At 65.1% G+C, this 25,716-nt stretch carries 18 protein-coding genes; 9 read left to right on the top strand and 9 right to left on the bottom strand.

What is annotated here, in order from left to right; translation table 11 throughout:
- Nucleotides 1-13 precede the first annotated feature (13 nt).
- The 4 genes from CLU86_RS22035 to CLU86_RS22020 all read right to left on the bottom strand — a co-directional run bounded on the left by CLU86_RS22035 (nt 14) and on the right by CLU86_RS22020 (nt 4,474).
- Nucleotides 14-895 (bottom strand): carbohydrate ABC transporter permease, encoded by an 882-nt coding sequence (locus tag CLU86_RS22035; RefSeq protein ID WP_099743122.1) that lies wholly within the window; start codon nt 893-895, stop codon nt 14-16.
- Nucleotides 885-1,763, bottom strand: a complete 879-nt coding sequence (locus tag CLU86_RS22030) for a carbohydrate ABC transporter permease (RefSeq protein WP_099657958.1) — start codon at nt 1,761-1,763, stop codon at nt 885-887. The genes CLU86_RS22035 and CLU86_RS22030 overlap by 11 nt, the downstream gene beginning before the upstream one ends.
- Before the next feature lie 260 nt (nt 1,764-2,023).
- Nucleotides 2,024-3,142: a carbohydrate porin gene (locus CLU86_RS22025; protein WP_099657957.1), complete on the bottom strand. Its 1,119-nt coding sequence runs from the start codon at nt 3,140-3,142 to the stop codon at nt 2,024-2,026.
- An 81-nt stretch (nt 3,143-3,223) separates the two neighbouring features.
- Nucleotides 3,224-4,474: an ABC transporter substrate-binding protein gene (locus CLU86_RS22020; protein ID WP_099657956.1), complete on the bottom strand. Its 1,251-nt coding sequence runs from the start codon at nt 4,472-4,474 to the stop codon at nt 3,224-3,226.
- A 168-nt stretch (nt 4,475-4,642) separates the two neighbouring features.
- Between CLU86_RS22020 and CLU86_RS22015 the strand changes: the two genes are divergently transcribed.
- Both CLU86_RS22015 and CLU86_RS22010 read left to right on the top strand, forming a co-directional pair.
- Complete coding sequence (locus CLU86_RS22015; RefSeq protein WP_099743769.1) at nt 4,643-5,359, top strand: response regulator transcription factor; 717 nt, start codon at nt 4,643-4,645, stop codon at nt 5,357-5,359.
- A 309-nt stretch (nt 5,360-5,668) separates the two neighbouring features.
- Entirely contained in the window at nt 5,669-7,087 is a 1,419-nt protein-coding gene (locus CLU86_RS22010) for a sensor histidine kinase (protein ID WP_099743121.1), read from the top strand.
- A 13-nt stretch (nt 7,088-7,100) separates the two neighbouring features.
- On the opposite strand, the gene CLU86_RS22005 is transcribed toward CLU86_RS22010, so the two are convergent.
- On the bottom strand, nt 7,101-8,177 hold the full coding sequence (locus CLU86_RS22005) for an AraC family transcriptional regulator (protein WP_099743120.1): 1,077 nt from the start codon (nt 8,175-8,177) through the stop codon (nt 7,101-7,103).
- Nucleotides 8,178-8,597: 420 nt separating this feature from the next.
- Here CLU86_RS22005 and CLU86_RS22000 point away from each other — a divergent pair, with 420 nt between their 5' ends.
- The 4 genes from CLU86_RS22000 to CLU86_RS21985 are packed head-to-tail and all read left to right on the top strand — an operon-like array spanning nt 8,598 to nt 15,593.
- The gene (locus CLU86_RS22000) at nt 8,598-9,710 is read left to right on the top strand and encodes an efflux RND transporter periplasmic adaptor subunit (protein WP_158236368.1); all 1,113 of its coding nucleotides are present in this window, start codon (nt 8,598-8,600) and stop codon (nt 9,708-9,710) included.
- The gene (locus tag CLU86_RS21995) at nt 9,707-12,760 is read left to right on the top strand and encodes an efflux RND transporter permease subunit (RefSeq protein ID WP_099743118.1); all 3,054 of its coding nucleotides are present in this window, start codon (nt 9,707-9,709) and stop codon (nt 12,758-12,760) included. Before CLU86_RS22000 ends, CLU86_RS21995 begins: the two co-directional genes overlap by 4 nt.
- 11 nt (nt 12,761-12,771) lie before the next feature.
- Nucleotides 12,772-14,298, top strand: coding sequence for a TolC family protein (locus CLU86_RS21990; RefSeq protein WP_099743117.1), 1,527 nt, complete (start codon nt 12,772-12,774; stop codon nt 14,296-14,298).
- A complete protein-coding gene (locus tag CLU86_RS21985; RefSeq protein WP_099743116.1) occupies nt 14,295-15,593 on the top strand; it encodes an NAD(P)/FAD-dependent oxidoreductase in 1,299 nt (432 codons plus the stop codon). Before CLU86_RS21990 ends, CLU86_RS21985 begins: the two co-directional genes overlap by 4 nt.
- Before the next feature lie 170 nt (nt 15,594-15,763).
- On the opposite strand, the gene tal is transcribed toward CLU86_RS21985, so the two are convergent.
- Nucleotides 15,764-16,711, bottom strand: coding sequence for a transaldolase (gene tal, locus CLU86_RS21980; protein WP_099743115.1), 948 nt, complete (start codon nt 16,709-16,711; stop codon nt 15,764-15,766).
- A gap of 170 nt (nt 16,712-16,881) precedes the next feature.
- On the opposite strand from tal, the gene CLU86_RS21975 reads away from it, so the two are divergent.
- A complete protein-coding gene (locus CLU86_RS21975) occupies nt 16,882-17,727 on the top strand; it encodes a MurR/RpiR family transcriptional regulator (protein WP_099743114.1) in 846 nt (281 codons plus the stop codon).
- A gap of 57 nt (nt 17,728-17,784) precedes the next feature.
- On the opposite strand, the gene CLU86_RS21970 is transcribed toward CLU86_RS21975, so the two are convergent.
- Nucleotides 17,785-19,521 (bottom strand): hypothetical protein, encoded by a 1,737-nt coding sequence (locus CLU86_RS21970; RefSeq protein ID WP_158236367.1) that lies wholly within the window; start codon nt 19,519-19,521, stop codon nt 17,785-17,787.
- A 427-nt stretch (nt 19,522-19,948) separates the two neighbouring features.
- The gene (fabF, locus tag CLU86_RS21965) at nt 19,949-21,235 is read right to left on the bottom strand and encodes a beta-ketoacyl-ACP synthase II (protein ID WP_099743112.1); all 1,287 of its coding nucleotides are present in this window, start codon (nt 21,233-21,235) and stop codon (nt 19,949-19,951) included.
- A 110-nt stretch (nt 21,236-21,345) separates the two neighbouring features.
- Here fabF and CLU86_RS21960 point away from each other — a divergent pair, with 110 nt between their 5' ends.
- Nucleotides 21,346-22,023 carry a TetR/AcrR family transcriptional regulator gene (locus CLU86_RS21960; RefSeq protein WP_099743111.1) on the top strand — a complete coding sequence of 226 codons (678 nt, stop codon included), beginning with the start codon at nt 21,346-21,348 and terminating at the stop codon, nt 22,021-22,023.
- Nucleotides 22,024-23,050: 1,027 nt separating this feature from the next.
- Nucleotides 23,051-23,485 carry a DoxX family protein gene (locus CLU86_RS21955; protein ID WP_099743110.1) on the top strand — a complete coding sequence of 145 codons (435 nt, stop codon included), beginning with the start codon at nt 23,051-23,053 and terminating at the stop codon, nt 23,483-23,485.
- Nucleotides 23,486-23,575: 90 nt separating this feature from the next.
- On the opposite strand, the gene CLU86_RS21950 is transcribed toward CLU86_RS21955, so the two are convergent.
- Nucleotides 23,576-25,492, bottom strand: coding sequence for a bifunctional UDP-sugar hydrolase/5'-nucleotidase (locus CLU86_RS21950; protein ID WP_099743109.1), 1,917 nt, complete (start codon nt 25,490-25,492; stop codon nt 23,576-23,578).
- Nucleotides 25,493-25,716 lie beyond the last annotated feature (224 nt).

Below are 25,716 nucleotides of genomic sequence, written 5' to 3'. Positions count from 1 at the left end.
ATTTCTTACTCTCTTAACCTTTGACGGCGCCAGCCGTCAGGCCGCGCACAAAAAACTTACCGGCCAGCACATAGATCACCATCGTGGGCAGGCCCGCGATGATGGCGGCGGCCATGTCCACGTTGTAGGCCTTCACACTGCTGCTGGTGTTGGCCAGGTTGTTCAGGCCCACCGTGATGGGCTTGGAGTCGGTGCCCGAAAACACCACGCCGAACAGGAAGTCGTTCCAGATGTTGGTGAACTGCCAGATCAGCGTGACCATGACGATGGGCGTGGACAGCGGCAGCACGATGCGCCAGAAGATCTGGAAGAAGCTGGCCCCATCCATGCGCGCCGCGTTCACCAGTTCTTTGGGGATGGCCGCGTAGTAGTTGCGAAAGAACAGCGTGGTGCCCGCTAGGCCCGCCAGGCAGTGCACCAGCACCAGCCCGGTGATGGAGCTGGACAGCCCCAGCCAGCCCAGCACCTGGCTCATGGGCAACAGCACCACCTGGAAGGGCATGAACACGCCAAACAGCAGCAGGCCAAACAGCGTGTCGCTGCCGCGAAACTTCCACAGGCTCAGCACATAGCCATTGAGCGCGCCCCACACGGTGGAGATCATCACGGCTGGCACGGCCATGGACACCGAGTTCCAGAAGAACGGCCGCAGGCCATTGCAGTCCACCCCCGTACAGGCACTGGACCAGGCGGTGAACCATGCGGACCAGTTAAAGCCACCGGGCAAGGCCAGCAGCGAGGTCGATCGAATCTCTTCCGCGTCTTTGAACGATGTGACCAGCATGGCGTACATCGGCAACAAAAAGAACGCGACCGCCACGGCCAAGACGCCATAGACCAGCATGCGCCCCACGGACGGAAAAACAGATGAAGGCACCGAGGGATTAGCGGTCATGGGGTTTGCTCCGCAGTTCGCTGTACAGGTAAGGAATGACCAAGGCCGCGACGGTGGCCAGCATCATGGTGGCGCTGGCCGCGCCCAGGCCAATTTGCCCGCGCGAGAACGACATGGTGTACATGAAGGTGGCAGGCACATCAGTGGCAAAGCCAGGGCCGCCCGCCGTCAGCGCCATCACCAGGTCAAAGCTCTTGATCGCCAGGTGCGACAGCACCATGAGCGTGGAGAAAAACACGGGCCTGAGCGCGGGCAGCACGATGCGCCAATAAATGCGCGGCAGCGAGGCGCCATCGACCTGCGCGGCCTTGATGATGCTGTCGTCAATGCCGCGCAGCCCGGCCAGGAACAGCGCCATGGCAAACCCGGCGCTTTGCCAGATGCCAGCGATGACCACGCAGTAGATGGCCATGTCGGTATCGACCAGCCAGCCAAATTCAAAGTTCGTGAAGCCCCAGTCACGCATCAGCTTTTCCAAGCCCATGCCGGGGTTGAGCAGCCACTTCCAGGCCGTGCCCGTCACCACAAACGACAGGGCCATGGGGTACAGGTAGATGGTGCGCAGTGCGCCTTCGGCGCGGATCTTCTGATCGAGCAGCACGGCCAGCAGCACGCCAATGAGCAGCGAGCCCCCCACATAGCCCACGCCAAAAATGCCCAGGTTCTTGAGCGCGACCCACCAACGGTCCATGGCCCACAGCTTGTCGTACTGCGCCAGGCCCACCCATTCGTAATTGGGCAGCATGCGCGAGGCCGAGAAGCTAAGCACCCCGTTCCACACCATGAGCCCGTAAATAAACGCGAATCCCAGCACAAAGGCTGGCGCTACCACCAGCTTGGGTAGCCAGGTTTCAAAGGAATTCTTCATTGCCTACCGAATCTCTAAAGACTTACGCAAATCGGGATGCCACATCAGCCCCACCTTGCAGCGAACGGCTTGCTTGAGCTCTGTTTTGCGAGAGCCATGTCTCTGTTGCACACACCAACGTCCAACGCGATCAGGCCAAAGACCCGATCCATTCACCCCACACGAGGCTCTTTGCTCCGCATAAAAAAGGGGGGTGCGCACAGAGCACCCCCCAATGAACAAAGTGTTTACCTCAGACTAACTCGCTCTCACTCTCTCTCTTACCACCAGACCTCGTACTGCACCCCCACCAGAGTGCGCGAAGTCTTGCCACCGGCACCAAACGTCGAGGCGTTTGCCACCGCAGCAGCTTGGTTCCAATTGGCCTTGGTTACGTACAGGCGCAGCTCAGGGCGCGACCAGAAGTCTTCATTCAGTGCCAGGGCACCGGCCAGCGTGACCTTGCTCAGGCGCTGGTCAGGGCCTGTGCCCTTGCGTGTGGTGGTGGACAGCTCAGCCAAGCCCTTGAAGTTCTTGGTGAACGCGTACGAACCACGGCCACCCAAGGAGAAGTCCTTGGTCTCCACGCCGGTGATGTCGGCCTTGTTGGTCTGGTAGCCAATCAGTGCCTGGCCCCCAAAGCGGCCAAACTGCCAGCCAATGGAGTCGGCGATGCGGGTCACGCGCTTGCCAGCCGATTTGCCGTCGATCGATTCAAACTCGCCATCGATGCGGGCATGGCCACGCGAGGCTTGCAGGAACAGGGCGTTGCTCATGCCCTTCGCCAGGAAGTCCTTCTGGTTGTGCGACACCGAAATACCGGAGCCCGAACCGCCGTTGACCTGGCCCGTGCCGCTCACCGAAGTCAGCAACACCCGCAGTTGACCGCCAGGGTTGGTGTTGATTTCGGAGATGTCAGCGTTCAGGCGGCGGGCCTTCACGCCGGTGGGCAGGTTGTTGTCAAACTTGTCACCGGTGAAAACGCCCAGGCCCAGCTTGGCGCCGCCCAGCGAAATGTCGGTCACGCCAGCGCCCTGGTTGTCGCCGTAGTTCATCAGGAAGTTGTCCACGATGTGGACGTCCTGGATCCGCAGGCGGCGCTGACCGGCCCAGAACTTGGCCTCTGGCGCAAAGTCGAAGCCGCTCATTTCCACATAGGCCTGGTCGGTACCGACATCGCCGCTGCCCCACTTGACGGGCATGTAGTGGACCTTCCACTTGATGCCTGCAGCCTCGAACCGCTTGATCAGGTCGATTTCAATACCGTTGTCTCCCTCGTTACCCAGACGGTACTTTTGCAGCTCACCACCGAGCGCCAGGTTGCCCTTGACACCATCGGTGTGGTTGAACACGGGGCCACCCCGTGAATAACCGGTGAACTCAAAGCCTGCTACGTCCATAGCAAAGGCACCATTCGCGCATGCGGCGGCCAAAGCCACCGCCGTGAGGCGGTTTCTTGTCTTCATTTGGGGTTCTCCTGTTTACTTGTTTTTCGCGGCGGTCGCGATCTTCTTCATGGCATCGGCGACGCTGATCTTGTCGTCGTTCCAGAACTGGCTGACAGCGTCCTTGATGGCGCCTTCGGTGGCGGGCGCGATGGCCATGCCGTGGGCTACGCTGGGGACGAGACCACCGGACTTGGCGGTGTCGGTGAAGTCCTTGGCCGAGGCCTTGGCGCAGTCGTCAAACTTGTCCATCTTCTGGCCTGCACGCACCGGGATGGAGCCCTTGTTCAGGTTGAACACTTCCTGGAACTCTGGGCTCATGATGGAGCTGGCCAGATCGCTCTGCGCCTTTTGCGCGGCGGCGTCCTTGAGCTTGAACAGGATGAACGAGTCCACATTGAAGGTGTAGGCATTGGCCGAGCCAGGGGCTGCAGCGCACATGAAGTCCTTGCCCGGCTGCTTGTTGGCGGCCAGGAACTCACCCTTGGCCCAGTCGCCCATCAGCTGAAAGCCCGCCTTGCCCTGGATGAGCATGGCCGTGGCCAGGTTCCAGTCGCGGCCTGGGGCAGCAGGGTCGGTGTAGCTCTTGATGCGGCGGAAGGTCTCCAGCGACTTCTTCATGGTGTCGCTGTTGAGGGCCTTGTCGTCGAGCTTGATCAGCGCGTCCTGGTAGAACTTGGCGCCACCCACACCCAGCACCACGGATTCAAATGTGGTGAAGTCTTGCCAGTTCTGGCCGCCGTGTGCCACAGGGATCAGGCCAGCGGCCTTGAGCTTGTCTGCCGCAGCAAAGAACTCGTCCCAGGTCTTGGGCATGGCGGCCACACCGGCCTTTTTCAGGGCTTCGGAGCTGCCCCACATCCAGTTGACGCGGTGCACGTTGACCGGGGCCGCCACATAGGCGCCCTTGTACTTCATGATGTCGGCGACGACCTTGGGCAGCAGGTCATCCCACTTCTCGGCCTTGGCCAGCGAGTCCATGTTGGCCAGCACGCCTTCAGAGGCCCACTCCTGAATGGCGGGGCCCTTGGTCTGCGCCGCAGAGGGAGGGTTGCCAGAGATGACACGGCTCTTGAGCACCGTCATGGCGCTGTCGCCGCCGCCGCCGGCCACGGCAAAGTCACGCCATGTGTGGCCCTTGGCCTGCATGATCTTCTTGAGCTCGGCCGCCGACTTGGCTTCGCCGCCCGAAGTCCAGTAATGCAACACCTCCACCTCTCCCGCATGGGCAGCCACGGCTGCAGCCAGGGTGACCGCGACTGCGGCGACTTTTGTCAACTTCCACATAACCCTTGTCTCCTCGTTGTTTGCATCTGGGCTGATCGACCGGGCTGGTGCGTTCAGCGCAGTTCGTACTTTAATTACAATAATTAAAGAAATTCTCAGGGCTTTCCCTGAGGTGTGACACACAGCTGACACACGGGCACTCGCGAGGGCTTTGCTATGCTCAAACCCATGGCCACGATACTGATCGTCGAAGACGACGCCCTGCTGCTGGACGCGTTGAGCGGACAACTCAAGCAACTTAATTACAGCGTCTGTACCGCGACCAGTGTGGCGCAAGGCACAGCGTTTTTGCAGGAGCAGGCGGTGGATGGAATCATCCTGGACCTGGGCCTGCCCGACGCCGACGGGCTGGACTTGCTCACCTGGGCACGCACCCACATCGAGGGGCTGCCCGTGCTCATCCTCACCGCCCGCGACGGGGTGGACGACCGCGTGCGCGGCCTGAACGCCGGGGCCGACGACTACCTCACCAAGCCCTTCAACATGCAGGAGCTGCAGGCCCGCCTGCAGGCCATGCTGCGCCGCGCGCGCCAGCCCGCCTTCACCCAGGCGAGCAACGCCCAGGGCGGCCCCAGCACCACCATTGGCAGCCTGCACCTGGACCACAACAGCCGCATGGCCGCACTCGACGGCGTGGCGCTGGAGCTGACCCAGCGCGAATGGGAGCTGCTGGAGCTGCTGGTGCACCGCTGCGGCGAAGTGGTGACCCGCGAAGACGTGCTCGCCGTGTGGCGCGCCAGCCCGCCCGAGCCGGGGCAAACCGCCGCCCCGCTCAACTCCAACGCGCTGGAGGTGTACGTGCACCGCCTGCGCAAAAAGCTCGACCCATCCAGCCTCAACATCCGCAACATTCGGGGGTTGGGGTACATGCTGAACAAGCCGTGAAGCTGAGTGGCCCCCCTGAGGCGCTGCGCGCCTTCCCCCCGCTCTCGCGTCGCTTAGCGACGCGGGCAGGGGGACGATGCCCTCGCTGCGGGGCGGCCCGTGCTCGGCATCCCCCACAGGAGCCGCGCCAGTTTCACAGGCTGCACCGCAAACTCACTTGACTGGCTGCATCCCCCAGATTGCCCCCACCCGTTCGGGCTGAGCCTGTCGAAGCCGGGGCGCGTTTTTGCAAACAGCCCTGCGACACGCGCAGGGCGAATGCTCCATCTGCGGCAAGTCTTCCATCAGACAAACTTGTATTGGTAATTCATGCGCCAAGTCCCCGGTGTTTCGCTTCAACGCAAGCTGCTGCTGTGGCTGCTGCTGCCGCAGTTGGTGCTGTGGTTGTCGGGCGGTTTTTTGGCGTGGCGGATTGCGCTGCAGAACGGCGAGAAGGGCATTGACCAGACGCTGACGCAGTCGGTGCGTGCCCTGGCGCGGCAGATCAAACCCATTGGAGATGGGCTGCTGGTGGATTTTCCGAAGGCAGCGCAGGACATCCTGGAGCAAGACCCGGCCGACCGCATCACCTACATGGTGTCGTCCCCGCCCGGGCGGTTTTTGCTGGGCAACGCGCAGCTGCCTCCGCCACCGCCGGTGAACGTGGTGGTGGACGAGCCGTTTCTCTACCACGCCCGGGTGGACGATCGCCCGGTGCGCGTAGCCCTGCTGGACGTGAACTACGGCACAGGCCCCACGCGCCAAAGCCTGCGCGTGCAGGTGGCGCAGAGCCTGACGGTGCGCGAGCGCATCGCGCAAGAGCTGCTGGAGCAATTGCTGCTGCCCATGGGCATGATGGGCCTGGTGCTGAGCGCGCTGGTGTATGCCGGGGTGCTGCGCGGGCTGCAGCCCCTCAAGCGGCTGGAGGCGCAGATCAAACGCGCGGGCAAGCGCAACCACAACCCGGCTAATCCCTTGCCGCCGATCGAGCTGACATCGGCCCCGCAAGAGGTCTATTCGCTGGCCAGCACCATCAACGGCCTGCTCGAAGCCGTGGCGCGCGGCCAGCAAAAGGAAAAGCGTTTTTTGAACGATGCCGCGCACCAGCTGCGCACGCCGCTCGCAGGCCTCATCGGCCAGACCGAGCTGGCCCTGCATGAAAGCCACGAGAGCGAAGTGCGCGAGCGCCTGCAGAAGGTGCTGTCGGCGGCGGAGCGCAGCGCCCACCTGGTACACCAGCTGCTGCAGCTGGCCCGCTCTGAAAGCAGCGTGGCCATGGAGCCCCTGAACCTGCCCCAACTGGCCTGCGAAGTGGCCCGCGACTGGACCGCCAAGGCCCTGGCGGCGGGCATTGACCTGGGCTACGAAGGCGAGGAGCACCTGAGCGTGCAGGGCCACCCCTTGCTGCTGCGCGAAGCGCTGAACAACCTGATCGACAACGCCCTGCACTACGCCGGGCGCGGCGCCACCGTCACGGTGCGGGTGTACATCACCGCGCCGGGCATGGCCGCGCTGGTGGTGGAGGACGATGGGCCGGGTGTTCCCGAGGCGCACATGGGCGACCTGTTCGCCCGCTTCTGGCGCGGCTCAGACAAGCCTGGGGGCTGCGGCCTGGGCTTGTCCATCGTGGAAGAAATTGCGTTACGGCACGGCGGCGAAACCCTGGCAGAAACCGCACGTGAGCGCGGGCTGCGCGTGGGGATGCTACTGCCGCTGGCAGAGAGCCTGCCACCCGCCCAAAGACCGTAGATGAACTTTGGCGCTACAAGCCTGTGGGCTGCGCCGCGTGCGAAGCAGCGCGGTACTGTGCAGGCAGCTGCCCAGACCATCGCTTGAATGCACGCCGAAATGCGCGTGCATCTGAATAGCCCACAGCGTCCGCCACCTGGGCCATGGTCAAGGTCGTATGGACCAGCAGGTCCCGTGCACGCTCAAAACGCGTCTCGTCGCGCAGCGCGCGGTAGCTAACGGACTGTGAATCCAAGCGCCGCCGCAACGTCCGCTCGCTGACATTGACCATCTGCGCCAGATCGGTCTGGCGTGCACGCTCGTCCACCCCCAAGCGCAACCTGTTGGCCAGTGACTCAACCAAGTCGTGGCGGCCTACCGGCTTTTGCAGCAGGGTGTTGAGCTGGGCGCGAACCAGCCCGCAAGTGATGCGGTCATAGCCCGGCAAACGCGCGCCCAGCCAGTGGGAGTCGATCGTCAACCGATTGACCCCCGCGTCAAAACGGATCGGACAGCGAAAATAGCGCCGATACATCTCCTCATAAGCAGGCCGGGCGAAGGCGAGATCCACGCGCAGCGGCGCAAACTCGCTGCCCACCAGACAGCGGCCAATCGCCACGGCGCTGGCGAAGTTCTCCTCGACCAAAAAGCCCTCGATCTCCAGATCGAATAAACGTGGCAACACCTCCAGATGGGCTTCACGGCCACGCACTTCGAAGGCGTTGTGCAACATGGCACCTCCAGCGCCCTGCTGGCTCAGGCCATATTCGATGGCCTCACCAAAGGTTTCGCAGGTCAGCATGGCCAGCCCCATCAGCCCCCACGACACGGGGGTTTGCCGTGCGCCACTGGCAATACCCAGCGCAGGGTCACGCGTCAGCAACTGCGCTCGCAAAACAAGGCTGCGCACCTGCTGGTGCGACAGCAGCAGGTGGCGGTCAAGCAGGTCTGTGTGCGTGAAGCCCAGCCCCCGACAAAGCCGCTCTAGCGACAGCCCACGGTCCTCCATCAGACCGAGCAGAGATCGGGCCATGTAGGGAACGATATCGGCCACCGCATGTGCATCGACCAAAGAAATCGGTGGTACGGGGATGGAAGAGGTCGGTGACATGGTGCGCAGCTGGGTAGAGAGAGGGACATGCCAATCATGACCTGAAAGGTCCCCACAGTCACCTCACTCGAACCCATTCCCCACGACACCAAAGACACCCAACCAATTGATTTCATTGGGAAAAAGTAAAATGCAAGGTATCCAGCACCAAACATCCGCCCTCAAGACTGGCCGATTCAGCCCCTCAACTGACCCAAATAGTCTCGCACTCCCAAGCATGTGCCGCAGCAAAAGGCAACGCGCTGCCCTAAACCTGGCCATGTCCTGACACCCGGCATTTTTGACCGAATTTGTCCCAATCTTGTCCTGGCCTGCCTCCGTGGTCTGCGGGGGGCGAACCTACATTGCCTCCATCGTCTTTCAGCCACTGCACCCGCAGTAGCTGCCTGAATCCCACCAAAGGCTTTCATGAGGTACACCGTGTTCTCCCTCGCCCCCCCTTCCGCTCCCAGGCAGGCCCTATGGCTTGCGCTTGCCGCCTCCGCCGCACTCGTCGGCTGCACCCAGCCCCCCGCCCCCGTCGTGGCCGAAGTGGTCCGCCCCGCACTAATCGCCCCTGTGCGCGAGGGTGCAACGCCTGCCATGGCTTTTGTAGGCGAAGTGCGTGCTGCGCAGCGCGCCGAACTGGCCTTCGCCGTGAATGGCCGCGTCCTAAGCGTGCTGGTGGAACCCGGAGATGCCGTCAAGCGTGGGCAACTGCTGGCGCGCCTGGACACCCAGCCGCTACAAGCCCAAATGACAGCCGCACAGGGCGATGTGGCCCGCGCCCAGGCGCAGGCCACGGAAGTTCGCCAGCGCATCGAGCGCATCCGGCAGGCCCAACAGGCAGGCGCCATCGGCGCTGGCGAGTGGAGCACTGCGCAAGCCGAGCTGAGCACGACCGAAGCCTCCCTGCGTTCCGCACAAGCCCAGCAAGCCACCGCACAGTGGTCCCTGGAGCAGGCCGAACTGCGTGCCCCCATGGACGGCGTGATCGGCACACGCCTTATTGAGCCCGGCCAAACAGCAGGCCCGGGCGCGCCAGTGTTGACGGTGGACGGTGCAGGCCGGGAGCTGATGGTTTCTGTGCCCGCTTCGCTGCCCTTGCAGCCTGGCCAAGCAATCACCCTGCACAAGGACGGCGCGAGCCCCCAGACTACGTCCAGCCGCGTACTGCGCGTTGGCAGCCGACAGGAAACCGGGGGATTGGTGCGGGCCACGCTGGCCGTGCCGTCCAGCGCTCCCGTGGGGTCCACCTGGACGGTCTCCATCGAGCGCATGCCTGGCACCCACGGACTGCGCACGACAGAACTGCAGGTGCCTTTGCGCGCCGTGGTTCCCGGTGCGCAGGCGAACCAAGGCCACGTGCTGCGGTTGCGGCCCGACGGCAAGACCACTGAAAAAGTAGAGGTGCAGATCGGCGCCCCCCAGGGCGACTGGATTCACATCACCCGTGGCCTGGTGCGGGGTGACCAGGTGGTGATTGCAGGCGCCTCCAGCATCACCCCTGGGGCGACGATCCAGCCAGTGGCCTATCCTGGGGGACAGCCATGAGCGGCCTTTCTGCACGCGCGCTCGCGCGCCCCCGCTTCACGTTGTTGACCATGCTGGCACTGGTGCTGGTAGGTTTGTGGCTGGCGTTGGACTTCCCCTCCACCGAAGAGCCTCCGGTCACTATCCGCACCGCCACGGTGCTCAGCATGGTGCCCGGCGCCAGCGTAGACCGCGTAGAGCAGTTGGTTGCCCGTCCCACGGAAGAGGCGGTCCTTGGTTTGCCAGAGGTCAAGCGCGTCAAGACCACCGTGCGTCCGGGTTTCGCTTTCACCTATGTGGAGCTGGATGCGGCTGTCCCCCCCGAGCGACTGCCCGATATATGGCAGCGCCTGCGCACGCGCATGAACCAACTGCAACCCCAACTGCCCGCAGGCACACTGGGCCCGCTGGTGGACGATGAGTTTGGCCGCGTGGCGGTACTCACCCTGGGCCTGACAGGCCCCGACTACCAAGCCGGTGAGCTGCGTACCTACGCCCGCAAGATGCGCGACGACCTGCTCAAGGTGCCTGGCGTGGAGCGCGTGTCTCTGCACGGGGTGCGCGATGAGCAGGTCCAGATCGTTCTCGATATTCCGGCCCTCGTCGCCAAGGGCCTGAGCCCCAATGCGGTGGAGCGCGCCGTCGCGGCACGCAATGTGATTGCAGCCGCTGGCTTTGTGGACATCGGCGGCGCCGAGATCGCGCTGAACGTGAGTGGGGATGCGGAAACCCCCGCGCAGCTGGGCACTACGCCCATCGCCCTGCCAGGCGGCGGAACCGTGTTGCTCGGGCAGATCGCCCGCATCGAACGCACCCCGCAAGACCCGCCGCTGACTGGTGCCTTTGTGGACGGCACGCCAGCTGCTGTGATCGCCGTGTCCATGGACCCCGGCCTGAACGTGGTGAGCTTCGCGCAACGCCTGCGCACGCAGGTCGAGCAACTGCAGGCGCGCTTGCCAGCTGGCATGGCTCTGGTTCCCATCACCGACCAGGCCCAGATCGTGACCAAGCAGCTCAAGCAGGTGGGCCAGGTGTTTCTAGAAACCACCCTCATCGTGATGGGCGTGGTGGTGCTGTTCCTGGGCGTGCGCACAGGCCTCATCGTGGGCGCCATCGTGCCCACCACCGTGCTGGGCACCATGGCCATCATGAAGCTGCTGGGCATTGACCTGCACATCATCTCGGTAGGCGCCATCATCATCGCGCTGGGCCTGTTTGTGGACAACGCCATCGTGGTGGCCGAAGACATGGAGCGGCGACTGGCGCTGGGTGAGTCGCGCGAACAAGCCGCCGCAGAAGCCGGCCGAACCATGCTGGTGCCCCTGCTGGTGTCTTCGCTGGCGATCATCCTGACTTTCATGCCGCTGGTGCTGTCGCGCACAGAAACAGGTGAATACCTGCGCAGCATGGGCATCGTGATGGCGATTGCGCTGCTGCTGTCGCTGGTGCTGGCCGTCACCGTCACACCCCTGCTGTGCCAGCGCTTTGCGCACCACCACGCTGAACTCAGCCGCACGGCCCGCGCGGTGGAGTCGCTGACTACCTGGTACCGAGGCAAGGTGCGTTGGGTGCTGGCCCACAAGGCACTGTACGTCGGAACCATGGTGGCCTTGCTGGTCGGAGCGGGCTGGCTGTTCGCCCATGTGCCGTCCGAGCTGATGCCGGCGTCCGAACGCCGCCAGTTGCAAATGGCGATCGAGCTGTCGCCCGACGCCAGCACCCGCCAGACACTGGACACCACCAGCGCCATCAGTCGCGCACTGGCGGACAAAGAGGCCTTTCCAGAGCTGGCCAGCGCTGCTGTGTACATGGGCGATGGCGGCCCACGCTTCATCTTGGCACTGAACCCGCCTACGCCCGCCGCTCATCGCGCTTACGCAGTGCTCACGCTGGCCCCAGGCGCCACCCACGCCGCAGCCATGGACCGACTGCGCACCGGTCTGGGCCAGCGCTTCCCCGACGTCCGCTTTGAGCCCAAGCGTTTCTCGATGGGATCATCCGATGCGGGTACCGCCGTCTTTCGCATCACCGCCAGCGATGCCACCAGCCGCTACCAGGCTGCAGAGGCACTGGAAGCCGCACTGCGTGCCGTTCCGGGCATGGGCGAAGTGCACAACGACGCCGAACGCCTGATCCAGCAGCTGGACGTGCACGTGGACCAGGTCAAGGCCCACGCCGCAGGCGTGAGCAGCAGCGACATTGCCCGCAGCCTGGAGCAGCTGCTCACGGGCGTCGCCATCTCCCAGTTCCGCGAAGGCGACACCGTGCTGCCCGTGGTGCTGCGAGGCGATGCCACGCTGCGCACCCGCATTGAGCAGCTGCCCGCACTGCCCATCCAAAAGGCCAATGGCAGCGGCAGCGTGCCGCTGGGGCAGGTGGCTACCGTGCAGCTGTCGCCCCAGCCCTCGGTCATCCAGCGCTACAACCAAGAGCGCGCCATTACCGTGACGGCCAAGCACCTGCAGTACACGGCACAAGGCGTGGCTGACAGCGTGCAAGCCACCCTGCAGTCGCTGCAGGCGCAAGGCACGGTCCGTGTGGAACTGGGCGGCGAGATCGAGGAAAGCGCCAGCGCCAACGGCGCCATCGCACAGCTGCTGCCCGTGTGCGTGGTGGCCATGTTCCTGCTGTTCGTGTGGCAGTTCGAAAGCGTGCGCAAAAGCCTCATCGTGCTGGCCAGCATTCCGTTCGTGTCGATTGGCGCTGCGCTGGCACTCACCGCAAGCGGCACCACACTGACCTTTGTGGGCATGCTGGGCTTGCTGGCCCTGGCCGGGATCATCGTCAACAACGCGGTGCTGCTGCTGGACGCCATTGAAGAAGCCCGCCGCAGTGGCATGCCTGCAGCCGAAGCCATCGAAGACGCCGCCGCCAAGCGCCTGCGCCCCATCGTCATGACCAAGATGGTTTGCATCTTGGGCCTGGTGCCGCTGTGGCTGTTTGGCGGCGCAGTGTGGACCAGCCTGGCCGTTGTGATGATGGGCGGCCTGGCGCTGGGCACGCTGATCACCCTGGGGCTGATACCCGCCCTGTACGCCGCAGCCTACCGCGTGGCTCCGCCCCAAGCCTGAAGGAGAACCCTATGCCATCCATCCTCCAACCCATGCGACACGCCGCCCTGATCGCGCTGCTGGCGGCCACCCTGACGGGCTGCGCCAGCGTAGCGCCGACCAGCGCCATTGCACCCGCCAGCCAAAGGCACGGCAGCACCCTGCCCGCAGCCGCCGAACTGGGCCTGAGCACTGGCACCCCCAGCCGACACTGGTGGCACGCGCTGCAAGATGAGCGGCTGAACACCCTGGTGAGCACCGCCATGCAGCACAACCAAGACCGGCTGGCCGCCGTGGCGGCGGTGCGCCAAGCCCGCGCCCTGGCAGGCCTGGCAGAGCGCGATGCGCTACCCCAAGGCAGCCTCAGCGCCCAGGCCCAGGCCCAGCGCCCCTCGCTGGCCGAGGTGGACCCCTACCGCCAGGGCCTGGACCGCCCCCCATCGCAGCGCCTCGCCACCATTGCGCAGATGGTGTCGTGGGAGATTGATCTGTTTGGCCGCGTGGGCACGGCCAGCGCGGTAGCCCAGCGGCAGGCAGACGCCGCAGCGGCCACCGCCCACAGCGCCGAGGCCCTGCTGCAGGCCGAGGTGGTGCGCCACTACGTGCTGCTGCGCCTGTACCAGCACGACCTGGCCCGCTGGCAGGAAGAGCGCGACACGCTGCGGCAACGGTACACCGTGGTGCAAGCGCGCGAACGTGCTGGCCTGGCCGATGCCCGCGAGACCTGGGCAGCGCAAGGGCAGTGGGCGCAATCGCAGGCGGCCCTGGCGCAGACGCAAGCAGCCCTGCACGGCACCCGCGCCGCTTTGGCTGTGCTGGTGGGCCGCGCGCCCACCACGCAGGGCAGCGTGCAAGATGCCGCATGGGAGGCCTTACTGGCACCAGACACCACAGCAACCGGGCCAGCCCTGCCTGCCGTTCCAGCAGCGACGGGCATCGTGCAACCCAGCGACCTGCTGGCACGCAGACCCGATGTGGCCCGCGCCGACGCCCAACTGCGCGCGGCCCTGGGCGAGACGGTGCTGGCCGACCGCGCCCACCTGCCCCGCCTGAGCCTGAACCTCACCGCCGGACTGAACGCGCCCTTTGGCGCCCTGGGAAAGTCCAGCGCGGTGCGCTATGCCGCAGGCCCTGCACTGCAATGGGATTGGCTGGACGCCGGGCGCATCCGCGCCCGCGCCGCAGCCGCCAAAGCCGGTGACGAGGTCGCCTGGCACCAGTTCGAGCACACCGTGCTGCAAGCACTGGCCGACAGCGAATCGGCATTGCGTAACTGGGGTGCCGCGCACAGCGCTTGGCAACAGGCCCAGCAGGCCGAGGCTGCTGCGGCAAGCGCCGCGCAATACGCCCAAAGCCGCGCCCACGCCGGGCTGGAGCCACCGACCGAAGCCCTGCAACAGCAGGCGCAGTGGCTGCAGGCCCGTCGCAGCGCCATCGCACAGCAAGCCGATGCACTGCAGGCCTATGCCCAGGTGCAGCTGGCACTGGCCGCCTGGCAACCTGACGCACAGAATGCCGCCGGTGAGCCAGCCGCCCCCATGGCAAGGGCCGCCCCATGAGCACGCGCACGCACAGCCCCCGCATCGTCATCGTGGGCGGTGGTACGGCCGGGCTGCTCCTGGCGACCCGGCTGGGGCAGGAGCTGGGTCGCGCAGGGAACGCCCGCATCACGCTGGTAGACCGCAGCCTGACCCACCTGTGGAAGCCCATGCTCCACACCATTGCCGCCGGCACCCGCGATGTGCATCAGCACAAGGTCAGCCTGCTGGCACAAGCGCGCACCCATGGCTTTGGGTACGAACCGGGAGAGTTGTGCGGCATTGACCGCGAAACCCGCCAGGTGCATCTGGCCGCACTGCCCGATGCCGCCAGCGCGCTGGTCGGGCCCCGCAGCCTGCCCTATGACGTGCTGGTGCTGGCCCTGGGCAGCGGCGCCAATGACTTTGGCGTGCCTGGCGTGCAAACGCATTGCCACTTCATTGACAGCCCTGCCCAGGCCGAATCGTTCAATGAGCGCTTGCGCTGGCAACTGTTTCGAGGCGCTTTGCAGGACGAATCCGTCTCCATTGGCATTGTGGGTGCCGGGGCCACGGGCGTGGAGCTGGCCGCCGAGCTGAGCCACCTGCTGGAGTTGGCCGCGCACTTTGGCGACCCCTCGCTGCGCGAACGCCTGCAGCTGACACTGTACGAAAGCGCGCCGCGCATTCTGGCGGCATTTCCCGAGCGCGTTTCAGAATCGAGCCACCGTGTGCTGGACCGTCTGGGATTTCAGATACGCACCGGCACGCGGGTGCTCGCCGCCCATGCGGATGGCCTGAGCACAGCGCAGACACGCCTGCACAGTGCCGACATGCTGGTATGGGCGGCGGGCATCAAGGCGCCTGAGGTGCTCTCTCGCCTGGACGGGTTGCCGACCAATGCCTGCCACCAAGTCGTGGTGAATGCAGCCTTGCAAAGCACAGACGACGACCACGTTTTTGCGCTGGGTGACTGCAGCACGCTGACGTTGCCCGACCAGAGCCGCCCGCTGCCCGCCAGCGCGCAGGTGGCCGTGCAGCAGGCTACGCACCTGGCCAAGCACCTGCCCGGCTGGCTACAGGGCCGGGCCATTCCCGCCTTTCGCTACCGCGATCTGGGCAGCCTGGTGTCGCTGGGCCGCTACGGCGCCTATGGTTCTGTGGGCAAGGCCAGCCCGTTTGCGGGGCAGTTTCTGGGCGGCCATGTGGCACGCCTGGGGCACGAACTGGTGTACCGCAATTACCAGCGTGCACTGCATGGCCTGGGCAAGACCAGCCTGCTGTGGGCCACAGAAGGGCTCAACAGCTGGACCCATCCAGGCATTCGGTTGAGCTAAAGGGAGAGTCCGCTGGGCCCAGCCGATGGAGCCCGCAGGCCCCGCGCGATGCCGAACACGCTATTTATTTAATAGCTGTCAGCGCTTATATTGATTGCGCTAGGGGCATAAAACATACTCAGCCACCCCTGCACGCCCTGCCACCGCGCAGGCGGCAGGGGCGGTCGCCATCACAGCGCGAGGATGAGCTTTTCCAGCTTGACCGCATCCACCGCAAATGCGCGAATGCCCTCGGCCAGCTTCTCGGTGGCCATGGCGTCTTCGTTCAGCGCGTAGCGGAAACCGGCTTCGTCGTAGTTCACCGCAGGCAGGTCCATCGCCCGGGCTTGGTCGGCGTTCAGGGCGCGCTGCAGCGGGGCTTCGCTCGCGGCCAGCTGGGCCAGCAGTTCGGGCGCAATGGTCAGCAGATCGCAGCCTGCCAGCGCAGTGATCTGGCCCACGTTGCGAAAGCTCGCACCCATCACCTCGGTGGCAATGCCAAAGCGCTTGTAGTGGTTGTAGATCTGCGTGACCGACTGCACGCCGGGGTCGTTGGCACCGGCGCGCGCCGCTTCGTCCCAGCTGGCGCCCGCTTGCTTTTTGTACCAGTCGTAAATGCGGCCCACAAAGGGCGAGATCAGTTGCACCTTGGCCTGGCCGCAGGCCACGGCCTGGGCAAAAGAGAACAGCAGCGTGAGGTTGGTGTGGATGCCCTTGCGCTCCAGTTGCTCGGCGGCCTGAATGCCTTCCCAGGTCGCTGCGATCTTGATGAGCACGCGGTCGATGTGGATGCCTTCTGCCTGGTACAGCTCGATGATGCGCTCGGCACGGGTGACCGTGGCGCTGGTGTCAAAGCTCAGGCGCGCATCCACTTCGGTCGACACACGGCCGGGCACGGTGGCCAGGATTTCGCAGCCAAAGCGCACCAGCAGGCGGTCAATGATTTCATCCATCGCGCGGCCCTTGAACTTCGCTACGGTGTCTTGCAGCAGCGGTGCGTACTCGGGCTTTTGCACCGCTTTGAGGATCAGCGAGGGGTTGGTCGTGGCGTCTTGCGGGCGAAACTGCGCCAGCTGCTTGAAGTCGCCGGTATCGGCAACCACGGTAGTGAACTGTTTGAGGGCGTCGAGCTGATTCATGGCGTAAGTCTCAGGGGGAGAACAGTGGACAAGCAGGCCACGCCCCCCGATTGAAGGCAAGCGCGGCCACCGCAGCCCGCAAGTGTAGACGGCTTGTTCCTGCGATGGCCTCAATGATGAAACCGAGTTACATTGCGGTTACCTCGTTTTCGTTTTTCTGTGGAACTGACATGCTCGAACGCATCACCGCATCCCTGAGTTCCCTGGCCCCTGCCGAGCAGCGGGTGGCCAAGCTGGTGCTGACCGACCCCCGTGCCTTTGCCCGCCTGCCCGTGCGCGAGCTGGCCGAACGCGCCCATGTGAGCAAGCCCACCGTGGTGCGCTTTTGCCGCAGCATGGGCTACGACGGCCTGGCCGACTTCAAGCTCAAGCTGGCAGGCAGCGTGAGCGAGGGCGTGCCCTTCATCCACCGCAGTGTGGACGTGGATGACAAGACGGGCGACGTGCTGGTCAAAGTGGTGGACAACGCCGTGGCGGCCTTCTTGCAATACCGCAACGCCGCCAGCACCGTGGCGCTGGAGCGCGCCGCCGAGGCCATCTCCAACACCTGGAAGAAGGGCAAGCGCATCGAGTTCTACGGCGTGGGCAACTCGGGCATCGTGGCGCAAGACGCGCAGCACAAGTTCTTTCGCCTGGGCGTCACATCCATTGCCACCAGCGACGGCCACATGCAGGTGATGAGCGCCACGCTGCTGGGGCCGGGCGACTGCGCCGTGATCATCTCTAACTCAGGCCGCACCCGCGACCTGATGGACGCCGCCGACATCGCGCGCAAGAACGGCGCCACCACCATAGCCATCACCGCCAGCGGCTCACCGCTGGCCAGCACCTGCCACATCCATCTGGCGGCCGACCACCCCGAGGGCTATGACCGCTACAGCCCCATGGTGTCGCGCCTGATGCACCTGCTCATCATCGACGTGCTGGCCACCTGCGTGGCGCTGCGCATCGGCGGGTCGCTGCAGCCCATCTTGCAGCAGATGAAAGAGAACCTGCGCACCAAGCGCTACGCTTGACCCGGCGGCCCTGGCACACACAGCCCAGGCATCGGTGGCGCGGCCAACTCCGCCCGATCAGAAGGTGATGGTGGCGGAGCATGTGGAGTTGCACATGCTGCAATGCGCAGCACCGCCAGGGCAGCTGGTCTCGTTGGCGTTGTTGCCATCGTCGCAAACCTCGCCGGCTTCCACAATGCCGTTGCCGCACATGGCAGGCACGACCACCGGGGTGATAGGCACCCAAGTGCAGGACGAGCTGCACACATTGCAGGAGGTGGCGCCGCCGGGGCAACTGGTTTCGGTGAATGTGTTGCCGTCATCGCAGGCTTCGCCACTCTCCACAATGCCGTTGCCGCACACTGCAGGCACGACCACCGGGGTGATGGGCACCCAAGTGCAGGAGGCGCTGCACACATTGCACGAGGTGGCGCCACCAGAGCAACTGGTTTCAGTAACGGTATTGCCGTCGTCGCAGGCTTCACCACTCTCCACAATGCCGTTGCCGCACACTGCCGGCGTGACCACCGGGCCAATGGGCACCAGCGTGCAGGTAGCGCTGCAGACGGTGCAGTTCGTCGCGCCGCCAGGGCACGTGGTTTCCGTGACGGTATTCCCGTCGTCACAGGCTTCGCCAGCCTCCACGATGCCATTGCCGCAAGCCGCAGAGACCAACGGTGCCACAGCAAGCCTTGCAATGCTCCAGCTGCCCGGCTTGTAGCGATTGCTTGCGCGGTATTCCCACTGAAAGTTTCCGGGTGTTGTGGGCGCGCCCAAAGCGAAGCTGCCGTCGGACTGCACGGTCAGCGACGTCCCCGCCAAAGGCACCGACCCGCCTACAGCCACCGTGGTCGTGGAGCCCGCCACGCGAATCTCCCGCACCTGCATGGCGGGGCTACCCAGACTGTCGTTGGCCAGCAGCCCGGGGGCGGCTATCGAAAGGGGAGTCCCCACGGTCGCATTGAAAGGCCCATCGTCTTGCGTCACGCCATCACGGATGCCCAGGTCCACGTCATAGCGCAGGTGCAGCGTCATACCATCCAGTTGCACGTACACCGCTGAAAACTGCAATGGCCCGGACGCTGCACTGCTGGCCACCGCAGGCGTGCTGCCCCAGTCGGCCGGGGCGCCGTCCCGCACGATGGCAGACCATGCCACCCCCACCACGAGCAGCAGGCACAACACGGCCCCAGACGCTGTCCACCGCCGCAGCCGCGCCGAGCGTTGCGTAGCCCAGCCCAGCAAAGCCGCCAGAGCCACCACCCCACCAAGCCCCAGCGCAGGCACGGCCACGGCCCCTGGTGCGGCCAGCAACAGCACACCGCCCGTGCCACCCCCACTGGCCGACAGCAAGGCGGTTGGCGCCATGCTGCCGTCGTTGGTGCTGGCCGCAAAGCCCATGCGCAGTGACGACGCTGGCGCCAGCAACTGGGCGTAGCTTTCAACCACATCCACTTGCGCCCCTGCGGCGGCCACACCCAACGACCACCGCAGCGGTGATGCAGGAACAAAGCTGGCGTCCGCAACCAGCACGCCCCCCTGGCAGATTTCGCGCGATACGTCCCCCACGGGGTCGGTGGCACTCAGGTCCACTCGCGTCACCGATGCCATGTCGGCCCCCGTGAACACCCCTGCGGCGGTCGTCACCGTGCAGCCCGTGGTCGGGTTGTTGTCGCTGTCGATCAGCGTGCGCAACTCCATCACCGTTTGTGCATGCGCCGCCCCCAACCCCAAACACAACACCAGAAACAACACCCAGACAGAACGAAACGGGCGACTCAAAGCAGCGGCTGCAGCAAACATGGAAAGAGGCATGGAGGGGCAAAAGGAAGATTGAGCCGGTGCCCAAAAAGCACCTGACTCCAAGGTCCGCCCCGACGCACGCATCGCGGACGGCGGCGCATCATACAAACAGCTGCGGGCTTTGCAAAACCTTCAATGCGCAAGCGCGCAGCCCGCAGATACGGGCAACCGTCAACACATCTTTAACTCGCCCAAATGCCTGCAAGGCATGGCACGGCCCGCCGCAGAAAAGCGCGCCCCACCTGTGCGGTGGGGCCACCCAACCTAAGGCGACGCTGAACAAGTCCCCGCGATGCGGCGCGCTCTGCCTGGGGATGGGCAGCAAGGCGCAAACCACAGCAATAGCTACAGCTATTGCGAGGATTTGCAACGCCGCAGACCGCCTCAGGGAGAGATGCGCAGCGCGCGAGGGACTTGTTCAGCGTTGCCCTAAGCCGCCTCAGGCCCAACGCTTGAGCACCAGCGTCGCATTCACCCCGCCAAACCCAAAGCCATTGAGCATGGCGTGCTGCAGCGCCATTTTTCGGGGGTTCAGGGCCACCATGTCCAGCCCCTCGGCCAGGTCGTCGGGTTGCTGCAGGTTCAGCGTGCCCGGCACCACCTGGTCGCGCAGGGCCAGGGTGGTGAAGATGGCGGCCACAGCGCCTGCAGCGCCCAGCAAGTGCCCGGTGGCCGATTTGGTGGAGGCGATGGCCACCGACTTGCCCGTGCCAAACACGCGCCGAATGGCGGCCAGCTCGCCCCGGTCGCCCACGTAGGTGGAGGTGGCGTGCGCGTTCAAATGCTGCACTTCGCTGGCCTCCAGGCCCGCCTGGGCCAGGGCAACTTCCATGCTGCGGCGGGCGCCGTCGCCATCTTCCGGGCCGGAGGTGATGTGGTACGCATCGGCGGAGGTGCCATAGCCCACCACCTCCGCCAGGGGCGTGGCACCGCGTGCCAGGGCATGCTCCAGCGATTCGAGCACCAGCATGCCGGCGCCCTCCCCCATCACAAAGCCATCGCGCGCGGCATCAAAGGGGCGCGAGGCCTGCTCGGGGTGGTCTGCAAAGCCCGTGGACAAGGCCTTGGCTGCGGCAAAGCCGCCCAGGCTCACACGGTCGATGGCGGCCTCGGTGCCGCCGCACACGGCCACATCGGCCTCGCCGCAACGGATCATCCGCGCCGCATCGCCAATGGCCTGCACGCTGGCGGCGCAAGCCGTCACCGGCGCGCCCATCGGACCCTTGAGGCTGTGGCGGATGGACACATGGCCTGCCGCCAGGTTGACCAAAAACGACGGCACGGTGAACGGCGACAGGCGTTGCGGCCCACGGGTATCGGTGGTGCGCACGGCCTCGGCAATGGCGCCAAAGCCGCCGATGCCCGAGGCAATCACGGTGGCGGTGCGCGCCTGCGACCGCGCATCCGCAGGTGCCCAGCCCGCCTGGGCCAAGGCCTGCTGCGCAGCACCCAGGGCAAAGGGAATGAAGCGGTCCATCTTGCGCTGGTCCTTGGGGGTGGCTGCGGTGTCCGGGTCCCACCCGCCCTCGGGGTCCTCGGCCAGCGTGGGCACGGTGCCCGCCACTTTGGCGGCCATGCCGTCCACCACCGCCTCCGGCAAGCGGCGCAGGCCCGATACGCCCTGCAGCAGGCGCCGCCAGGCCAATTCCACGCCACAGCCAAGCGGCGATACCAACCCCATTCCGGTGATCACCACGCGTTGCACTTTGCCATCCACATTCGCCATTGCCAGTCCTTGGTTTTCAACACAGCACGAAGCCATGCTTTTATGATTGCGTCCGTCATCATAAGTGGATCAGCGTCTTTTGCGCAAACCCATCATCAAAAGAAGATTCCATGAAAGTCACGAAATCGCAGTCTGCAGAAAACCGCCAAGGCATCCTGGACGCCGCAGCCCGGCTGTACCGCGAGCGTGGCTTGACGGGCGTTGGGGTGGCCGACATCACCCGCGATGCCGGGCTGACCCACGGCGGCCTGTACCGCCACTTTGAGAACAAGGACGCCCTGGTGCGAGAGGCCTGCGCGCGCGCGCTGGAATGGTCCATCGCGTCACTGGACGGAATGTGTGACCCCGGCGATCCAGCGCCCACCGGGCTGGCCGCCAAGGTGAACAACTATCTGTCACCCCAACACCGCGACCACCCCGGCGAAGGCTGCGCCGTGGCCGCCCTGGCGGTGGACGCCGCGCGCGCTGGCGGTGGGCTGTCAGAGGTGCTTACCCAAGGCATCGAGCGCAACATCGAACGCTTTGCCCGGCTGGTGGAAGGTCTGGAACAAGGCAACCCGAGCCCCGAAAGCCGCACCCAGGCGATGCACATGCTGGCCACCATGGTCGGCGGCCTGGTACTGGCCCGCGCCACCGTGGCCGCCAACCCCGCGCTTTCCGACAACATCCTGGCCACCCTGCGCGAGCACCTGACTCCGCCCACCGAAGCCCCCGCACCCAAAACCCGAAAAAGCCGCAGTGGTGTGGTTACCCACGGCAGCGCCCGAAGCAAAGCCAAAGGGAAGTAATGCCTTTTAGGTCGAAGACCCTTATTTAGAAAGCGCTGGCAGCTATTGAATTGATAGTGATTGCATTGATCGTTTCCGCCCGTTCGGGCTGAGCCCGTCGAAGCCTGGGCTTGCGCGCTGATCGGACGGCATGCCTGTGCTGAAGGCGGGTGCCGGGATGTGCCCCCGGCGGGGCACCTTCTTTTCTTGCGTCGCCAAGAAAAGAAGGCAAAAGAAGGCGACCCCACTGTCTGCGTCCCCAGCGCTGCGCACTGGGGCAACCTGCGGTGCTCGCGTCCAGCGGGGTCTCGCTCAAACTCGCTGCGCTCAAACAGTCGCGAGCCCTGATCCGCTGGCCGCTGCGCTCCTCGGCGCATACAGAGGGGATGGATGCAGAACAGCCAACATCCATTCGGGCCATTGCTGCGCTCGGCCCCACTTCGCGGGCTCAAGCGCCTCGCGCTGGGCGCAACACTGACGAGGTCGAGCGCAGCGACGACCCGTGTGGCTGTTCGGCTGTCCACCCCCTGTGGCTGCGCCTGCGGCGGGGCGGTTGCGGGGTGGCACGCGCGTCGGAGCGCGCGTGCTTCGTGAACTGACTCGCCGTGGTTGTTCGAGCGGCGCGCGCAGCGCAAAGCGAGTTCCACGGCGCACCCCGCAACCGCCCCGACGCAGGTTTGCCCCGTAGCAAAGCGCAGGGGTCGCGGACTTGGGGTCGCCCTTTCTTTGGTGACTTTCTTTCGGCGACGCGAAAGAAAGTTACTGCGCCGCCGGGCGCACTCCCCGGCTCCCGCCCTCATCACAGGCATGCCACCAAATCAGCGATCAAGCCAAGGCTTCGACAAGCCCAGCCCGAACGGATGGAAGGCCCCCAGAAAATCACTACAAATTCCATAGCTGCCAACGCTTATCCAGCGGGCACCAGCCAACATTTCCATCAAAGCCCCGCCCCTCACCTTCCAAAACCTGTGCGCAAACGCACACCCCCCCAAGACCACATCCAGCGAAACTACAAGTCTTCCAACACATTCAGCGCAAGGGACGCACCATGAACACCCAACACATCGCCATGCCACCCGCCACCCCGAACACCGACGACGTCGGCAAGCTCGTGCTGCGTGTCGCCATCGGCCTGCTCGTGCTGCTGCACGGCATCTTCAAAATCACGCACGGCGTGGGCTTCATCGGCGGCATGCTCGACAAAGCGGGCCTGCCAGGGTTCCTGGCCTATGGCGTGTACATCGGTGAAGTGGTCGCGCCCCTGATGATGCTGCTGGGCGTGGGTGCCCGCGCCGGGGCGGCCATTGTGGTGGCCAACATGCTGGTGGCCCTGGGCCTGGTGCACATGGGCGACCTGTTCGTCATCACCAAACAAGGCGGCTGGGCGCTGGAGCTGCAGGGCCTGTACCTGTTCGGCGCACTGGCCGTGGCCCTACTCGGCGCTGGCCGCTACAGCGTGATGCAGCCCAGCCGCGTGAACTGAATACGCTACGTTTTTAATAGCTGCTAGCGCTTATTTAATAAGCGCTAGCAGGCCATTTCACTTCAAAACCCAAACCCAACGCCAACCCACTCAATTGGCAAAGCTCTTGGTGCTGTACAGCTCCACGGGCAGGCGCTTGAGGGTGGGCAGGCCGGTGGCGGCATCCTTGGCCTGCTTGTCGATGTAGCTGAAGAACACATCGGCATCGAGCACGCCAATGTCCAGGCGGCGCGCGGCGGGCACGGTGGCCAGGGTCTTGTAGCCGTCGCCGCCGGTGGCGTTGAAGCTCAGCACAAACAGCTTGTAGGTCTTGGCCAGGTCGATCGCCGCCCACACGCCGGTGGTGGGGTTGCGCACTTCGATGTTGCTGGCACGCGCGCCCTTGGTGGCCTTGGCGTTCACGTCAAAGCGCAGGCCGCCGGTGTACGGATACGGGCCGGTGGAGCCGCCGGTGCCAAAGGTGGCTTCCAGGCCATCTTCGAGCATGCCCTTCACTTCTTGCCCCGTCACATCCAGGCGGAACAGCATGTTGCCAAACGGCAGCACCTGGATGATCTGCGCTGCAGTCACCGTGCCTTGCAGCGGGATGCGCACACCGCCGCCGCTTTGCAGGCTGATGTCGGCCCCGCCGTACTGGGTGTTGGCCACCTCCAGGTAGGCCTGGGCCACCAGTTGCTGGATGTCGCCACCGCGCAGGCTCACGCTGCCTTCGGCCGTGCAGGCGGCGCTGGAGCGGCTGTAGTCCACCGAGCCCACCCCGCCCGGCACGCGGCGCGAGCACAGCTCTTGCGGCACCACGGCGGCCTGGGTTTGGTTGAACACGGCGACCTTGTCTTTGAACGGCTGCAGCACGGCGGCAGCACTGGCAGATGGCTGGGTGATGCGCAGGAAGCCGGTGGCAGCCGCGCTGGCCTTGAGGGCGGTTTTCTCCGCGTCGGTCGCGGCCTTGCCGCCGATGGTGAAGTTGTCGCCAATCAGCACATGCGGCGTGCCCTTGCACTGGCTGACGTTGCCCTGCGCATCAAAGCTCACCTTCAGCTCGCCCACCACCTGGGCGTATTCCCACGCCTGCACCACGCACACGGGCTTGCCGTCTTTGTCGGTCAGCTGGGTGGGGTAGGCGCCGCCGGGCGTGCCCACGCCCGTGGTCGTCAGGCCTGCGGGGCCGAGCAGGGTGTGCGAATCCGCGCCCACCACCACGTCCACGCCGCTGAGCTTGGGGGCAATCTGCAGGTCGTACTCGTAGCCCACGTGGCTCATCACGATGATCTTGTTGATACCCTGGTTGCGCAGGCGGTCGATCTCGCGCTGGGCGGCGGTGGTTTCGTCTTCAAAGGTGGTGTCCGCATCGGGGCTGGACGAGGCCTTGGTCTTTTGCGCAATGGTCAGGCCCACGATGCCGATCTTTTGCCCGCCGCGCTCGACCACGGTGGAGGGGCTGACGTAGCCCGGCGCGCGGCTGGCGTTGAGGGCCGAGTTGGCACCGAACTGCACATTGGCGCTGAGCACGGGCGTCTTGCAAGTGCCTTTGCGCAGCAGGTCGATAAAGCCCTTGAGGCCGCTGTCGCCCTTGTCAAACTCGTGGTTGCCCAGCGTGAAGGCGTCAAAGCACACGGTGTTCATCAGCGCGGCATCGGCCTCACCGTTGCTGCCTGCGCGGTTGAAGTACAGCGTGCCCGTCAGCGCGTCGCCCGCGTGCAGCTTGAGCACGTTGGTGCTCTGCTCCGCCAGTTCGCCGATGGCGGCCGTGACGCGGGGAAAGCCCGCAGCGTCCACCGCCACGTCCACCGCGCTGGCGCCACCGGCCGAGAGCTTGAGGGTTTTGGACTTGCTCTCCAGCGTGGAGTGGTGGTCGTTGATATGCAGGATGGTCAGCTCCAGCGGCTGGCCCGCATCGTCACTGCCCGAGCCACCGCACGCCACCAAGGCCCCGGCCACGGCCAGTGCCAGCGCGCCCATGCGCAACCCACGTCCTGCGCTCCACTGCTTTGCCCACATCGTTGTCATCGCAAATCCCTCTGTATCGGTTCAACAAAACGGCGATGGTGGGAGGTGTGCATGACAGGGCGATGAAACCCCGGGCCGGTGCGGGCCTAAGAACCTGTTCAAAGTCTTTTTGGAGATTGCATTGGAGAGCAATCGGGATGAGTGGATGCTTCGGATGCGCCGCATGGGCTCGTGCCCATGCAAGCAGCCGGGGCATTCAATCACCCGATTTCACTCCAACCCTT

It is taken from the genome of Acidovorax sp. 62, from assembly GCF_002754495.1.
In the GTDB taxonomy this organism is placed as follows: Bacteria; Pseudomonadota; Gammaproteobacteria; order Burkholderiales; family Burkholderiaceae_C; genus Acidovorax.
Note: the sequence above shows the minus strand (reverse complement) of the source record. Positions and strands in the feature narration are given on the sequence as shown.

What these genes read in the sequence shown, in the direction of transcription:
- CLU86_RS21950 (WP_099743109.1), bottom strand. Translation starts at nt 25,492, where the DNA reads ATGACAACGATGTGGGCAAAGCAGTGGAGCGCAGGACGTGGGTTGCGC.
- CLU86_RS22020 (WP_099657956.1), bottom strand. Translation starts at nt 4,474, where the DNA reads ATGTGGAAGTTGACAAAAGTCGCCGCAGTCGCGGTCACCCTGGCTGCA.
- CLU86_RS21995 (WP_099743118.1), top strand. Translation starts at nt 9,707, where the DNA reads ATGAGCGGCCTTTCTGCACGCGCGCTCGCGCGCCCCCGCTTCACGTTG.
- CLU86_RS22035 (WP_099743122.1), bottom strand. Translation starts at nt 895, where the DNA reads ATGACCGCTAATCCCTCGGTGCCTTCATCTGTTTTTCCGTCCGTGGGG.
- CLU86_RS22010 (WP_099743121.1), top strand. Translation starts at nt 5,669, where the DNA reads ATGCGCCAAGTCCCCGGTGTTTCGCTTCAACGCAAGCTGCTGCTGTGG.
- CLU86_RS22025 (WP_099657957.1), bottom strand. Translation starts at nt 3,142, where the DNA reads ATGGACGTAGCAGGCTTTGAGTTCACCGGTTATTCACGGGGTGGCCCC.
- CLU86_RS22030 (WP_099657958.1), bottom strand. Translation starts at nt 1,763, where the DNA reads ATGAAGAATTCCTTTGAAACCTGGCTACCCAAGCTGGTGGTAGCGCCA.
- CLU86_RS21990 (WP_099743117.1), top strand. Translation starts at nt 12,772, where the DNA reads ATGCCATCCATCCTCCAACCCATGCGACACGCCGCCCTGATCGCGCTG.
- CLU86_RS21970 (WP_158236367.1), bottom strand. Translation starts at nt 19,521, where the DNA reads ATGCCTCTTTCCATGTTTGCTGCAGCCGCTGCTTTGAGTCGCCCGTTT.
- tal (WP_099743115.1), bottom strand. Translation starts at nt 16,711, where the DNA reads ATGAATCAGCTCGACGCCCTCAAACAGTTCACTACCGTGGTTGCCGAT.
- CLU86_RS22005 (WP_099743120.1), bottom strand. Translation starts at nt 8,177, where the DNA reads ATGTCACCGACCTCTTCCATCCCCGTACCACCGATTTCTTTGGTCGAT.
- CLU86_RS22015 (WP_099743769.1), top strand. Translation starts at nt 4,643, where the DNA reads ATGGCCACGATACTGATCGTCGAAGACGACGCCCTGCTGCTGGACGCG.
- CLU86_RS21985 (WP_099743116.1), top strand. Translation starts at nt 14,295, where the DNA reads ATGAGCACGCGCACGCACAGCCCCCGCATCGTCATCGTGGGCGGTGGT.
- fabF (WP_099743112.1), bottom strand. Translation starts at nt 21,235, where the DNA reads ATGGCGAATGTGGATGGCAAAGTGCAACGCGTGGTGATCACCGGAATG.
- CLU86_RS21955 (WP_099743110.1), top strand. Translation starts at nt 23,051, where the DNA reads ATGAACACCCAACACATCGCCATGCCACCCGCCACCCCGAACACCGAC.
- CLU86_RS21960 (WP_099743111.1), top strand. Translation starts at nt 21,346, where the DNA reads ATGAAAGTCACGAAATCGCAGTCTGCAGAAAACCGCCAAGGCATCCTG.
- CLU86_RS21975 (WP_099743114.1), top strand. Translation starts at nt 16,882, where the DNA reads ATGCTCGAACGCATCACCGCATCCCTGAGTTCCCTGGCCCCTGCCGAG.